We start from the raw sequence: 15001 nt of genomic DNA, 5'->3' as shown, positions 1-15001 counted from the left end.
CTACCATAAATTAAAAGATGGGATGCATGAATATTCTCAATCAGTATAAGCAAAAAAAGCAACACTGTGTGCTGGTTTATACTTTTCAATAACAGATTCTAATAGTTCATTTCCCCAAACAGAAAGCTGCTCACCAGTTTTTGAACATCCTGAACGAAAACGTTTAGAAATATTCCCTGATGCATGTACAGTAAAAGCATATAACCAATCTGTATTTGTTAATTTTTCTCCTACTTGTGAGCCTGCTCTAAAAGGTCGATATTCACTAATAGTTATAGGATATCCAACAAGTAAAGCTATGCGTTTAAGCCAATCACGAGAAATACCTGACCGCTCTTGAAACGCCAACACTAAAAGTTGAATACGTTCTTGATACATCATTTTTTTATTAAAATATTTTCCAGGTAACGCATAAATACGTTCCCAATTTGCTATCCACTGCTGATTTTTGAAAGGTTCCAATCCACCAACCACAGATGTACAATCAGCAAAAGCTTGATCAAGAATCCTCCCTTCAACATGTAAAGAAAGAGCAAGACGTTTTTCTAATGGATTATAACTCTTTATAGGAAGTAACTTTGAAAGCAATTCTGTATAGGACATTCTCCTATAACCCCCTTAGCCTAACTTCACCTAAAATAGGTATTTTAACAGGGTTAGCAGTTATATTACTTTCAGGAGAAATAATAACAGCATCAGAAACACCAGGAACGCTGGTTAGTGCAGCTATTAAATGAGATAAGACTACACCACTTCCTGGCTCATAATCATTATACACGTGTTGTAATGCATCTTTAACAACTGGTAATATTGTTTGAAGTGTTTCAGAGCCACTTAATGTTAATCCAATTTCCATATTTACAATAAATGGTGTTGCAGCAAAAACAACAGCTGATCGTGCTGTAACAGGCCTCATTGTATCAATATGTGATTGAGCCATAGTAATCACCTCTGTAGAAGGTGTACCATTTTCACCTGTAATAACAATATCCACAGTACCTATCCCTCTTCGAAGAGGATATACATAGGCCTTGCTAACACCAGGAACCTCCATAGCCCAACGTTTATAATCAAGAGCTGTTCCTCCTCCTGGTGGATCGCGCATATAGTCAAGAAGTCTTGCTAATAGAGAAGCATCTGTTTCTACATTACTACCACCTGTAATAGTAAGAAGCACATTTGTATCAATACCTATAGGAGGGGCAACAAGTTTTGCTAAAACATCTTGACATGAAGGAATAAGACCTGGTTTTTGAGCTTGACATGCAACAACTTGCATAACTTGTAATTGCTCACCATGACTAGCTGTTTCTGATGTAAGCACAACATGTTGAGTTGTTACATAAAGGACCCCTTGGGTATCTTTGATCTGTGTGCCTAAAGGAACAACACTGCCCGATAAACCAGAAATAATAACATGTCCTGTAGCTCTTGTAGCTGGTTTCCTTACAATACCCCTTAGACGTGCATGAACTTCTAAAAATTCAGAGTCTTATGTATCTGGAAAAATTTGTCTTGTTATCCAACTTTGATGATCATAAAGCCCTTCTACAGCAGATGCTGTCGCTGATGCTCTTATATAATGATCACTATCTGGTGTTATATGTGCATCACGGTCAAAGTTACGAGTGTCTCTTAAAATACGATTACGGATCTCTTCAAAATCTGGTATATCATATGGCATCAGGAAACTCTCATAGTATGGCTGAATGTGTAAGGACGGCCAGTAGCATCTTCAACATTTATATATAATGTACATTGCCCAGCAGTCGGTATTTCTGCTGACACAACAATATGTTTAGCTCTTTTCTCTTTTAATAAAGGTGCTAGAGCTTCTTCAGCATATTGCTTAGCAAGTATTCGTACACGTTGAACATCTTTCTCACGCTCAAGTTCATGCAATCGTGAGCCAAGAGTTATGTCCTGCCACCAAGTCCCAAGAGGGGTCATCAATCGAATATATACCGCATTTGCAAGGGTATTGATTTGATGTGACGTGTAATCACCTGTTCTAACGTCAAGTTCTGCATCCATTCGTAAATATTACATAAAATATTTATAAAAAAAAAGATTGAGTAATGTCAGCATATGCCAATCTTATTATATTTTCCATACAACCATCTAAAATAATTAATATATTTTTTTTATTTTTATTTATACAATATTCTAATCCTGCCTAAAATTTTTACTAAAATTAAAGATGATTTTTAAGACTATATCGTATAGTATTTATCAACAGATGAAAGACGTTTAACCTATTATAACTACTGTATGCTGTTATACTCTTATGCTATTTAGAATAACAGTATAGATACTTATTTTTATGACATATTCATCTTCACCAGAAATCAGTATTATTGTCCTCACATACAATCAACATGCATCATATACAATCCCCTGTATAGAAAGCCTACTGCAAACAACACCAAACAATTGTGAAATTATTCTAGTAGATAATGGTTCAACTGATGGGACAGTGGAATGGATGCAACAGTTATCATATCCACATCTCACAGTTATAGATAATAAAAAAAATCTAGGATATGCAGCTGGAAATAATGTTGGACTTAAAAAAGCAAAAGGAGAATTTATCATCCTGCTTAATAATGATACATTACTTCCTCCAGGGTGGTTAGAACCTCTTATTGAACCTCTTAAACATAATAAAAAACTTGGTCTTATTGGGCCTGTAACAAATCGTATTGGTAGTCCTCAACAGATTGTACTTCCTGGGTACCTTAATAATACTAATAATAGATCATCTAAAAAACCTATTAAACCCAATGATTCATGGGAAGAGGCTGCTATTGCCTATATGAACCACCAGAAAGGCACATTAACTTATACAACAATGCTTTGCTTTTTCTGTGTAGCTATTAGTAGGCAATGCATTGAAACTGTTGGCTTGCTTGATGAGCAATTCCAGAAAGGAAACTTTGAAGATGACGATTATTGTATAAGAGTTAAGCAACATGGATTTCAGATTGCTTATACAGATGCTTCATTTGTATGGCATTATGGAGAAGGAACACTTTCTCAACTTCCATCAAGAGAATTATCATCAATATGGTTCAAAAACCAAAAATACTTTAAAGAAAAACATGGTTATCTTTCACTTATTGCAGATCGTGCCAATAACTGCTTAAATAGCATTCAAAAAGCATTGGAAGAATTAAACACAGAAACACACTTTGATCACATAATTATTGAACGTTGTTTAGCACACTTACCGTATCTTCATGACATTCTTACACAACTTGAGCGTCTTGAAAAAGAATCACGTACTATTAAAGGAACGCTATTACGAATGGCAAAACATGTTGATGCTGCCTATTTTGGATCATTTTTCAAATCAATGCTCTATAATTTTCAAACCAAACAATGAGCCCTACTTCGCCAATAATATCCATTATTATACCTACCTATAATATGGAGCCATGGATTACGGACACTATTCATAGTGTGTTAAAGCAATCCTTCTCTAATTTTGAGTGTATCATTATTGATGATGGCTCTACTGATAATACTGTACCTACTATTCAACAAATACATGATCCAAGATTGCATATTCTTCAACAGACAAATCAAGGTGTCTCTGCTGCTAGGAATACAGGTCTTAGTCATGCAAAAGGACAATATATTGCATTTCTTGATGGAGATGATCTTTGGGACTCCCAATTTCTCCAAATAATGCTTAATGCACTTCAAACATCACCAGGGTCTAAGCTTAGTTGGTGTAATACTGTCATGTTCATGGACGTAACCTACAAAAAAAAACCACAACCTTGGGGGGATATCCATAAAACAGGAAATATATGGTGGGACTTTCTTCAACATACCTATTTCACAATGGGAGCATTTCTTGTTGAAACACAGCTTATAAAACATATTGGAGTATTTGATACGACACTTCTTGTAGGAGAAGATAGAGATTTTATCTTAAGAATCCTTGCATATCTTTATTCAAAGTCATCATCTTTTACACAAGTTATTCATATCCCAATCCCATTAAAATATTATCGTATTCATACAAGAAATTCTGTAAAAAAGTATGCCTCCCAAGCGCTCCAAGATGAATGGTATTATATGAAAAAACACATAGAACATCCTACTATTCCTGAACATATCAAAAAAAAGAGCTACTCAAATCTTGCATTTAAACTTGCTGTTATTGCTGCTTTTGGAACAAAAAATATTTCTAGTGCCTTATCTTGGTATGGCAAAGCAATAAAGATTCATCCATGGAACCTTAACCTTTATCTTCTTCCTCTTAAAAAATGTCTTCTTTCTCTTATGCCTCAACTAAAAGTAAATATCCCTGGATCTCTCAAAAACTACTTACAATAAATTCGATTAAAATATGTTATAAAAAGTAGGGAGAGGAGTATGTGTTAACATATGTTAGACGCTAACATACACGTCCTGCTGTTAACGCCTAACAAAAAACTTATAATCCTAAACTTACAGCTAACATTGTTCCTACAACAATAGCTGCTTGACGTAACATAGCCGTACAAAAACTTTTTTGATATTCTATCACTATTGGGTAATCAGCACGTCCAGTTTGACACCCATTAATATGTTCTTTCCAATCTTCACATAGATAGCCACTAGGATTAGCAAAAGGAAAAAGTACACGATCAAGCCAATAACCAGCCAAACCAGCTAAAAGACATAATGCAAATTTATAATGGATAACAGGTAGTTGCCTTGGTGAAAAAATAACTAAAGCTAAAAATAATAACACCGTAAGGATAACACATATACTAAACCATCTTCTAGCACTACATACTTTATTAACAAACTTTACGTTACAATGCATAGTTCCTCTTCCTTTTTTCAAAAAACTTACTAAAGGAAAAAAGAATAGGTCTTCTTTTGATAAAAAAAAGACTGACGAAATTCAGTCTTTTTTTTTATTATCAAAAAAACCATCCATTAACTAAATTAATACTATCAACTATAACTATTAATAATGTTAAGACATTGTATTACGTATTTTATTCTTTTTAGGCCGTCCAACTTTCTTAATTGGTAGTACTTCAAGAAGAAAGTCTGGTAAACTACCATGTTCTAATGTATAATTAAGATATTCTATAAGTTGTATAATTGGTATATCCAAAGCGTTTGCTAATGGGAAAAGATTTATAACAGTTATATTTCGTTCTCCTCTTTCAATCATCTGGATATAACGTTTTGTTAATCCTGAGAGTTCTGCAAGTCTATCTAATACTATTTCATCTTTATGTTTAGTTCTAATAGCTCTAATAATAAGGCCTAAATTTTTAGAAAAATTATTATTCATTCTTTCATTTGGCCTATTCTATACTCATTGAAAATAGAACTATATTTCTATATAATGTCAAATAACACCTATAAAATAAGAGTTAATTTGTTATAGTATATACCTAATAAAGAAATTAATAGGCTTATCTATTTAAAAATACAATATAAAAATCTTATATGTTTATTCATAATAATATTTATACATTACATATATACTTAAAAATGTCTTAATTTATATTATACTATTTTGTAGAAAAAAATATAGAGTAAACTATGTTAGCAGATTACATATTGAAATTTATAACTATATATTATATGATTAACAGTAATATACGGTATAACATTTAGACTAAATATAATATACTAACATTCTGAATAAAAGTAATAACTAAATAATAGACATGTAGTGTTACTCATCATGATTAAATGCCTTAAAGCCAGCAATCTTACAAACGGCATCGCGGGTAGCTAGTGATATATCTTCTTGGAGCATTTCTGTCACCATTGATTCAAAAGAAATCATTGGCTTCCATCCAAGCTTTTGCTGTGCTTTTGAAGCATCTCCAATTAAAGAGTCTACTTCTGTTGGCCTAAACTGACGAGGATCAATTTTTATAATAACCTGTCCAACTTTTAATGGCGCTTCTGACACAGGACGTCTAAGCATTTGAGCAAGCTTTGTAGCATCAATAGTTTCAATAATAGCCTGCTCATCTACCCCTGATCCTTTCCAAGAAAGTGTAATACCTAACTCGTTAGCAGCAATATTTACAAACTCTCTTACTGATATCTGACGTCCTGTTGCAATAACATAGTCTTCTGGTTTATCCTGCTGCAACATAAGCCACTGCATTTGTATATAATCTCGAGAATGTCCCCAGTCTCTTAATGCATCAAGGTTTCCAAGATACAATGTTGACATAAGTCCAAGTGCAATTCTTGCTAATCCTCGGGTAATCTTACGTGTAACAAATGTCTCCCCACGTAATGGAGACTCATGATTAAACAAAATACCATTACAAGCATACATTCCATATGCTTCACGATAATTGACTGTTATCCAATAAGCATAGAGTTTTGCACATGCATATGGAGAACGTGGATAAAAAGGCGTCTTCTCTGTCTGAGGTATCTCTTGAGCAAGCCCATACAATTCTGATGTCGAAGCCTGATAATAACGAGTTTTATCTATAAGATTCAAAATACGAATGGCTTCAAGAAGCCTCAAAGCACCAAGGCCATCCACATTAGCTGTATATTCTGGAGATTCAAAAGAAACTTTTACATGACTTTGAGCTGCTAAATTATATAACTCATCTGGTTGGACTTCTTGAATAACACGGATAAGATTTGTAGCATCTGTAAGATCACCATAGTGAAGGATTAACTTCCTATTCTCTACCTGAGGATCTTGATAAAGATGATCAATACGATCTGTATTAAAAAGGGACGAGCGACGCTTAATACCATGAACTTCATATCCTTTACGGATAAGGAATTCTGCAAGATATGCCCCATCCTGACCTGTTATTCCTGTAATAAGTGCACGCTTCATAAAGTAACCTACCATAGTTATTTATTTTAACCTACAGCTAAACCTGATTCCTATTAGATACTACAATTATCATAATAATGAAGCAAAATAAGAACTATTTCAATAACTATACAAGATAAATAAACATACCTCAAAAAAATATCCTGTAAAAACATATCAAGATACATTATCACAAATAGTAAGACCACGTCATCTTCCCTAAGGTTGACGTGGTCTTAAAATAGACTTCAGTTTTTCCAAGGCTACTTAAAAAACATAGTCTCTTAAAAGGTTTAAAAGTTTTTTAACTAAAGTTACCTAAGGGACAAGACCTCTTAAAAAAAGTTTAAGGATTTTTCCAAGGCTACTTAAAAAACATAGTCTCTTAAAAGGTTTAAAAGTTTTTTAACTAAAGTTACCTAAAGGACAAGACCTCTTAAAAAAAGTTTAAAGGTTTTTCCAAGGCTACTTAAAAAACATAGTCTCTTAAAAGGGTTAAAAGTTTTTAATTAAAATTACCTATTAGATATAATAAACAAGAAAAAAAAGTTGGCAAGTTCTTCAGAACATAATAATATATTTTGTATCTAACCTATTTAAAATACAAAATAAAATATATTAAACCTCTTATTTCAATCATTATAGCTTTACCATATAAGGTTATAAGTAGGATTTAAATTCTTTGAAATTAAAAACGGTTACTCCTTATCTAACTATAATTAAAATAACTACCCTATGACTATACCAGATCTTGGCTGTTTATCTTTCAAATGATATACATATAGACATGGATATACTTTCAAAAAATATATACATACTACTTGTTGTTTATTATATCCATATAATGGGAAGTATCTATGGCTAAAACAAAGGAACGTCTTCAAAAAGCTACACAAGATCTTACACTACGTGTTCCTCCACATAGCCTTGAAGCAGAACAAGCCGTTCTTGCAGGACTATTATTACGTAAATCTATAGCACCACAAATGGCTATCGACTTACAAGCAGAAGATTTTTATTTCCCTCAGCATCAAATTCTTTTCTTTACAGCCATTACTTTATATAGCCAGAACCAACCTATAGATCTAGTAACATTAGCTCAAAAGCTCCGTGATAAAAATCAACTTGAAGCTATAGGTGGAGCATCATATCTAAGTGAACTTGTTCAATTAGGTGTTAGTGCTGCCAATGCTGAATTTTATGCAAAAATTGTTCATGAAAAAGCTATACAACGTAGTCTTATTGAAGCTGGCTCAAGTATTGTTACGTCAGGATTTGATACAACTCAAGAACTTTCAACCCTTTTAGATAAAGCAGAACAATCCATCATGAATGTATCTGCTAGAAAAAATGTAGGTGTCTTTAAGCCTGTACATTCACTTATTAATGATCTCCTTAATACAGCCATGCAACCAGCAACACATGGCGTCACAGGGCTCCCTACCGGATACAAAGCTCTTGATCAAATTACAAGAGGTTTACAGCCTTCAGATCTCATTATTATTGCAGCCAGACCTGCAATGGGGAAGACAGCTCTAGCACTAAACCTTGCTATGCGAGCAGCAATCACACAAAAAGCAACTGTAGGTATTTTTTCCCTTGAAATGTCAGATAAACAACTTATACAACGCATGGCCAGCTTATGGGGGAAAATTCCATATGATAACCTTTGCAGTGGACGCTTGAGTCCAGAAGAAGGAGAGCGTCTATTCCAAACCACAGAATTGCTTAATAACGCACCTCTTTATATCAATGAAACACCAGCACTCACTATGTTAGAACTTCGCTCACAAGCACGTAGACTTAAAATAGAACATAACCTTGATCTTATAGTTGTAGACTACCTTCAACTGCTACGTTCTCCACGAAAAGCAGACTCACGGGAACTTGAAATCTCTGATATTTCTCGTTCTCTTAAAGCTCTAGCAAAAGAGTTAAATATTCCTGTTGTCGCCCTCTCACAACTTAATAGAAGACTTGAAGAACGTGCAGATAAAAGACCTTTACTTTCAGATTTACGAGAATCTGGAGCTATAGAACAAGACTCTGATCTTGTTATGTTTATCTATCGAGATGAAGTGTATAATAAAAAAGAAGATAATCCTAAAAAAGGTATTGCTGAACTCATTATTGGAAAACACCGTAATGGTCGGACAGGTACAGTCGAACTTTCCTTCCTTCCTCGATATACTGCCTTTGAAGAACTTTCAAAATAATTATATCAACATATTTATACATTGGCCCCAACTTTTATTAGAAACACATTACATTATCTAAAAAATACACTCATACGTCCTGTGAATATAATATAACCCATTACCTCAACATACACCATGTTAATGGTACTCTATTTATTAGTATAAGCCACTATCACTTTATGCTATAATCCATACTTACTCACGCCAGTATCTGTATACCCAACTTTATTTTCTATTAACTAACACCTTAAAGGCTTGCTTGTTGAATATACCACAAGTACAGAACAAAGCATATTTCTATGATATCTACTACACTTGCTATATCTTCATTCTAGTATAATATAGAATACATCTTACCAATCTATATACAAAGTGTTATTATGAAAAAAAATGCTTGTATTTATATTGCCGGACATCGTGGTTTAGTAGGAAGTGCGCTTGTCCAAACATTACAATCTGCTGGATATACCAATCTTATTACACGTACAAAAGAAGAACTTGATTTACGAAATCAAGCAGCTGTAGAATCCTTTTTTGCAACAGAACGTCCTGAATATGTCTTTTTTTCTGCCGCTAAAGTTGGAGGCATTCAGGCAAATAATATTTATCCAGCAACATTTATCTCTGATAATCTCCAAATACAAACAAATGTTATCCAAACAGCATATACATATGGTGTAAAAAAATTTTTATTTTTAGGTTCATCTTGTATCTATCCACGAGACTGTCCTCAACCAATTAAAGAAGAATACTTACTTACTGGTCCTCTTGAACCCACCAATGAATGGTATGCTATTGCCAAAATTGCAGGGATAAAACTCTGTCAGGCATATAGAAAACAATATGGTTTTGATGCCATCAGTATTATGCCTACAAACCTTTATGGACCTCGAGACAACTTCCATCTTACAGAAAGTCATGTTTTACCTGCTCTTTTAAGACGCTTCCATGAAGCCATGGTTAATAATTTACCATATGTAACTATTTGGGGAACTGGCACTCCACGAAGAGAATTTTTATATGTAGAAGACGTAGCTTCTGCCTGTCTACTCTTAATGGAGAAATACTCAGAACTAGAGCCTATCAATGTAGGCTATGGGGAAGATTGTACTATCTATAGTCTTTCAAAAACTATTGCAGATGTTGTAGGATTTAAGGGAGAAATTGTAACCGATCCATCAAAACCAGATGGCACTCCTCAAAAATGGTTAGATATTTCAAAAATTAAAAGCCTTGGTTGGAAACCAACAATATCTCTCTATGAAGGAATCAAAAAAACATATAATTGGTATTTACAACATATAATAAATAACAATATATAATATGGTATAATACTATTTTTTATAATCTATGTTTATTAGTGTCTACTTTAGTAGGGTTTGTAAAAAAAAAAAAAGATAACCAACTATGTGTATAATCTACTTTGTTATTCCCCGACATCATCAAGCTAAATGGTCAAACCAGCTCAAAAAAGCAGCAAAAGGTGAATGCTCTATAGAGGAGATTGCTCCAGAACTTACAAGTGGTGTAGATGTATGGCTTTTACAAACATGGATTATTCTCTCTCATTTATCTGATACAAAAGGATATACATTTAAAATTGTAGAACATGGAATGCCTGACGCTATATCCATTTTCCATTACGATCATGCAAAACCGTGTTATGGTCTTTTTAATTGTTATCCTATTGTTGTCCAAGCAGATAGACCAAAAGTCCCTTATTCCGGAATACGTATTATACAAAATCCTGCCATCCCTCAAACACAACGTGTCCATTATATCCCACTATGGATACAACCAGGCCTCATACCAAGAAATCCTCTTAGAGGAACAACAATCGAACGAATATCTATTCCTGGTAGTGCACAATATTTACCCCCTGCTATCCATTCTCCAGCTTTTATCCAAAGATTAAAAGATATCAATATCAAACTGCATGTAATGAATGCAGGCAATTGGATGGATTACTCCAATACAGATCTTATTCTTGCTTGGCGGCCTAAAGTTTCTAAATATGTATTGAATACAAAACCTCCTTCAAAATTATTTAATGCTTGGCATGCAAATACTCCTGCGCTTCTTGGAGCAGAACCTGCCTATCAAGCATTACGAAAACATCCCGATGACTACTTTGAGGTTCAATCAACAAACGATATTATTCAATACATTCAAAGAATGAAACAACATCCTGAAGAATATACACGCATTCTTAATCATTATAAAATACAAGCAAATACTTTTACAAGACAACATATTATAGATAAATGGTTTTCTCTTTTTAATATAGCCCAACAAGCTAAGCAGATATCAACAAAAGCGACTCTAAAGAAACTCTCTAGTTATGCCTATCGCAAAACATATAATCAACTATTGAAACATATAAAAATTTGGGATGATTAATACAACAATTATCTTGTTCTACTAACTGCTTATTAACTTATCCTTTATTTCCTTCTAAAAAGAACTATCTACTATATATACTACTAAAAAAAATAGCTAGTAATTATTAGTAATACATAACAAAAAAGCTCTTACCCTCTTGTCAATCTTTTATTCTGTCATATATATTAAAGTACAAGCATCTTAATAATACCACATTTCCCCTTCTTACAATGCCTTTATCTTCCTTTTCCACTCTATGACATACTCACCCAGTTAGTCTATAAGGATAAAACTATGATTAATGCTATTTCAGCTATTACTCCTGTACGGCCTATAGATCCATATCCACAAAATATTCTAACAAACGAGTGTATCTATCTCTGTGAATTACCAAGAGATCCATCAACAAATACTATCCCTGAAACAATTGAAGAGCAAACCCAACAAGTCATGAAAAATATAGAGGCTTCACTAGCAGCCTCTGGCCTTGGCTTCCATCATGTAACAAAAGTAAGTATTACTCTTGTTAACCCATCAAACTACAAACTTGTTAAACGCATATACGATCACTTCTTCTTAGGATACAACCCTGAGTGTAGATTTCATGCTGCTAGTATGCTCCGTGAGCACTCTCAAATTGAAGTTGAAGTTGTTGCTGTTAAAACAAATGATCCCATGTAATACCCCCTCCAATTAGATACAACTACATTAAATAGGGTATCTAAACAAAAAATATTGGTACTACATGTTCACTATGTAATATCCAATAACAATAACGACAAACAACTCCTCCATTATAAAAACTACTCTTGAATCCTAGATATCCTATTCCTTAATTAGACATGAAAGATATTCCTTTATACTGGTATACTAGAGCTAATGACATTTACAAATAAAAAATAAATATCCCCTAGACATTATACAACGATATCTTATAATAAGATATTCTACTTGATTCTGATTGAGTAAAGAGAAAAAACCTATAAATAATAATATTCTTGAACTCCAATGACAAAAGCAGAAAAAGTATACACTGGTCTTTGTGGATTGTTTTCTATCCTTATTGTTCTAAGTAACCTTACCTATCAAAAATTTGTTGCATTACCTATTTTGCCATTCCATACATTTGAAATTTCGGTAGGTGCCATACTCTATCCATTAACATTCCTTCTTACAGACCTTATCACTGAGTTTTATAGTAAAGAGCGAGCTAATTTTTGTGTAAAGTTTGCCATCATAATTAATATTGTTGTTGCTGGTATCCTTATGTTTATGGATTCTCTTACTGCTACTGAATGGTCAAAGCTTGATAATGATACATTCCATAATGTCTTTGGATTTTATAGTGTAGCTTTTATTGGTTCAATTCTAGCTTGTTATATCTCCCAAGCTTTTGATATTATCTTTTATTTATGGATACGTAAAATAACAAAAGGTAAATATCTGTGGTTAAGAAGTAGTGGTAGTACGTCTATATCCCTTCTAATTGATACATCTATTGTTATCAGTGTGATGTCGCTATTTGGGATTCTACCTCCAGAACAGATTCTTCCACTTATTGGTAACAGCTATTCCTGGAAACTCTTTTTTACAGTTTCTATGATCCCTGTTTTTTATGGACTTGTTGGTATTATGAGATTTACTCTTACTGGAAAAAAGATACGTATACAAACAGACCCAATATCAACGACAACAAGTATCTGATCCTTCATTAATATAACTTAATATAATATGTAGTACTTTTCTGTTAGGTCAAAAAAGGTCATAAACCTGTGGGGACTAGAAACTCTATCACCAAAAACGCTATTTCCCCTGAATAGCGATTGTATCTTTGTCCCCACCCCACACTTACTTAGAGGGAGGTTGAGTATTTGAGCCTCCTGACTCCACACCACCATGTGTATGCTGTAAAAGAGAAATCCCTGCAGCAACCTGATCGCCATCTGATTCTAGCTTACCTGATAGAGAGACATCTCCTTCAACATGAAGATTTGTCTTCATCTTTGCTTCAGACGCAGAGAGAGAAAATGACTCTGTCTGCATTGTGATACCTTTTGTTGCCTTAATTTGAAGTTGTTCACAGTCGATTTCAACAATCTTTTCTTTTTTAAGAACAACCTTTGCTCCCCATTGATTGTAAATAGCTGTTTCACCATGTTCAACATGGACACGAAATGCTGTATTTTCTGTTGCAATGATAACTGAATGAACAGTCTTTCCCCCTATTGGAAGAACAATTAATTGAGAGTCTATGGGGACACCTGACGTAAACCCAAACTGTTGCAGAAGTTCTACAGATTGTAGTTGTTCTTGTGAAAGACCTTCTCCCTGTACAAGTTGCAATGGTGTTTTTGTCTGAAGTTTTGTCAAACGGGCACGAAATGGAAGTCTTACAGCAACAAGTGCTTTATTAATTTGCTTGTTCACTGCATCATAAAAAGACATAAAGATTCCTTTTTTTTGTGATACATGGTACTATTATAATCTACCATCTTTTTGAATATCTCACTATGTACTCAACCATACATTGTCTTGCTGTAACTTCAACAGTGTAAACGTTCCAAAGCGACCACCTATAAATGTTCTCTTTGTAAGAAAAAACGTTTCATCTATTTCATGAGGTTCACTAAAAATAGTAACTCGTTGTCCTGGTTCCCATAATACTCCAGGCTCAACAAAATGCCCCTGAACTTTTGCCATCACTGTAACACTACAAAGTTTCCCTTCATGAATAATATTCTCTGCTATGTTTGTTAAAAACTGTGTATTATCAATATGTCCTTTCCTGAGAACTAATGGACGAGATGGTGTGTCTGAATCTGTAGCAACAGATTTAAGGATAGGTATTGCCTGTGAAATTTCATTCCCTTGAGATTGAGAAAGAGCAGTTACAGTAGAGTATTGCTTACTGATATCATAGGTTACACTTAATTCAAGGACATTATTACCTACGCCTGAACATCTAAGGTTTAAACAAGCGACAGGTGCTTTTGAATAATCTGGACGAGCAATCTTTAGCGTTCCATCTGGAGTAAACCATGGCCATAATCCATTAGCTGATGCAGCATCCTGAATAGCTTCCCATGCTGTCATTCCTGGCTCTACTGTACTTTTCTGAAACAATAAAGTTGAAAGTGTATCAACATCGATAGTATCAATCCCTAACGGTCTTACAACAGTAGCAATCAACTCAGGAAGCGTTATCTGTTGTGTAACAAAAATAGGCGCTGAACAATCTAGGAGTATCCCTGCTTTATCACGTCCAGCAAGTTCCAAAGAGTGTCCTTTAGTGTTCACACTATGACGGATATGATCAATACGTCCTGTTAATGCAACAATTCCATCAAAAGCAAGTTCTACTTCAGCCCATAATGCAAGCCATGAAGGGAGTTTACCATCTGGAAGACCAAGACTTACACTCCATCCATCAGCAGGAGTAAAGAAACCTGAATCCACTGAATATCGTAACCAGTCTCTATGCATATGACCAGCAACACACAAGGTAGGACAAACATCACGAATAGTTGTTACTGTATTCATACAGTGTTCCCATCGGCTGCATAAATAAGGAGTTCCTGTCCAGCAGGAAGAAAATTTGGAT

16 protein-coding genes are annotated in these 15001 nt (G+C 34.1%); 7 read left to right on the top strand and 9 right to left on the bottom strand.

Annotation, left to right across the window (positions count from 1 at the left end):
• Positions 1–36: 36 nt before the first annotated feature.
• Genes LI_RS07235 through LI_RS07225 form a run of 4 tightly spaced genes read right to left on the bottom strand, consistent with a single transcriptional unit; the run spans position 37 to position 2034 of the window.
• Positions 37–603, bottom strand: coding sequence for a YmfQ family protein (locus tag LI_RS07235; RefSeq protein WP_011527408.1), 567 nt, complete (start codon positions 601–603; stop codon positions 37–39).
• Between the two features lie 4 nt (positions 604–607).
• Positions 608–1453, bottom strand: a complete 846-nt coding sequence (locus LI_RS07230; RefSeq protein ID WP_081475784.1) for a baseplate J/gp47 family protein — start codon at positions 1451–1453, stop codon at positions 608–610.
• A gap of 39 nt (positions 1454–1492) precedes the next feature.
• On the bottom strand, positions 1493–1684 hold the full coding sequence (locus tag LI_RS07385) for a hypothetical protein (protein WP_050812180.1): 192 nt from the start codon (positions 1682–1684) through the stop codon (positions 1493–1495).
• On the bottom strand, positions 1684–2034 hold the full coding sequence (locus tag LI_RS07225) for a phage GP46 family protein (protein WP_011527406.1): 351 nt from the start codon (positions 2032–2034) through the stop codon (positions 1684–1686). Before LI_RS07225 ends, LI_RS07385 begins: the two co-directional genes overlap by 1 nt.
• Before the next feature lie 289 nt (positions 2035–2323).
• Here LI_RS07225 and LI_RS07220 point away from each other — a divergent pair, with 289 nt between their 5' ends.
• Positions 2324–3385, top strand: a complete 1062-nt coding sequence (locus LI_RS07220; protein ID WP_011527405.1) for a glycosyltransferase family 2 protein — start codon at positions 2324–2326, stop codon at positions 3383–3385.
• Entirely contained in the window at positions 3382–4347 is a 966-nt protein-coding gene (locus LI_RS07215) for a glycosyltransferase family 2 protein (protein WP_011527404.1), read from the top strand. Before LI_RS07220 ends, LI_RS07215 begins: the two co-directional genes overlap by 4 nt.
• Before the next feature lie 100 nt (positions 4348–4447).
• Here the strand turns inward: LI_RS07215 and LI_RS07210 are convergent, their stop codons facing one another.
• The 3 genes from LI_RS07210 to gmd all read right to left on the bottom strand — a co-directional run bounded on the left by LI_RS07210 (position 4448) and on the right by gmd (position 6841).
• Positions 4448–4822 carry a putative holin gene (locus LI_RS07210; RefSeq protein ID WP_011527403.1) on the bottom strand — a complete coding sequence of 125 codons (375 nt, stop codon included), beginning with the start codon at positions 4820–4822 and terminating at the stop codon, positions 4448–4450.
• A gap of 156 nt (positions 4823–4978) precedes the next feature.
• Positions 4979–5305: a helix-turn-helix domain-containing protein gene (locus LI_RS07205; RefSeq protein WP_011527402.1), complete on the bottom strand. Its 327-nt coding sequence runs from the start codon at positions 5303–5305 to the stop codon at positions 4979–4981.
• A gap of 390 nt (positions 5306–5695) precedes the next feature.
• The gene (gene gmd / locus LI_RS07200; protein ID WP_041817127.1) at positions 5696–6841 is read right to left on the bottom strand and encodes a GDP-mannose 4,6-dehydratase; all 1146 of its coding nucleotides are present in this window, start codon (positions 6839–6841) and stop codon (positions 5696–5698) included.
• 836 nt (positions 6842–7677) lie between these two features.
• Between gmd and dnaB the strand changes: the two genes are divergently transcribed.
• The 5 genes from dnaB (at position 7678) to LI_RS07175 (ending at position 13104) form a co-directional block, all read left to right on the top strand.
• Positions 7678–9036 (top strand): replicative DNA helicase, encoded by a 1359-nt coding sequence (gene dnaB, locus LI_RS07195; RefSeq protein ID WP_011527400.1) that lies wholly within the window; start codon positions 7678–7680, stop codon positions 9034–9036.
• A 362-nt stretch (positions 9037–9398) separates the two neighbouring features.
• Entirely contained in the window at positions 9399–10340 is a 942-nt protein-coding gene (locus tag LI_RS07190; protein WP_011527399.1) for a GDP-L-fucose synthase family protein, read from the top strand.
• Positions 10341–10425: 85 nt separating this feature from the next.
• Positions 10426–11418: a hypothetical protein gene (locus LI_RS07185; protein WP_011527398.1), complete on the top strand. Its 993-nt coding sequence runs from the start codon at positions 10426–10428 to the stop codon at positions 11416–11418.
• Positions 11419–11694: 276 nt separating this feature from the next.
• Complete coding sequence (locus LI_RS07180) at positions 11695–12081, top strand: RidA family protein (protein ID WP_011527397.1); 387 nt, start codon at positions 11695–11697, stop codon at positions 12079–12081.
• A 327-nt stretch (positions 12082–12408) separates the two neighbouring features.
• A complete protein-coding gene (locus LI_RS07175) occupies positions 12409–13104 on the top strand; it encodes a queuosine precursor transporter (RefSeq protein WP_011527396.1) in 696 nt (231 codons plus the stop codon).
• Positions 13105–13248: 144 nt separating this feature from the next.
• On the opposite strand, the gene LI_RS07170 is transcribed toward LI_RS07175, so the two are convergent.
• Positions 13249–13845 (bottom strand): phage baseplate assembly protein V, encoded by a 597-nt coding sequence (locus LI_RS07170; RefSeq protein ID WP_011527395.1) that lies wholly within the window; start codon positions 13843–13845, stop codon positions 13249–13251.
• Positions 13846–13908: 63 nt separating this feature from the next.
• Positions 13909–14940, bottom strand: coding sequence for a phage baseplate assembly protein (locus LI_RS07165; protein ID WP_011527394.1), 1032 nt, complete (start codon positions 14938–14940; stop codon positions 13909–13911).
• Positions 14941–15001 lie beyond the last annotated feature (61 nt).

This window comes from Lawsonia intracellularis PHE/MN1-00, from assembly GCF_000055945.1.
GTDB classification, from domain to species: domain Bacteria; phylum Desulfobacterota; class Desulfovibrionia; order Desulfovibrionales; family Desulfovibrionaceae; genus Bilophila; species Bilophila intracellularis.
The sequence above is the reverse complement of the archived record's forward strand: the minus strand, read 5'-3'. Positions and strand labels throughout refer to the sequence as shown.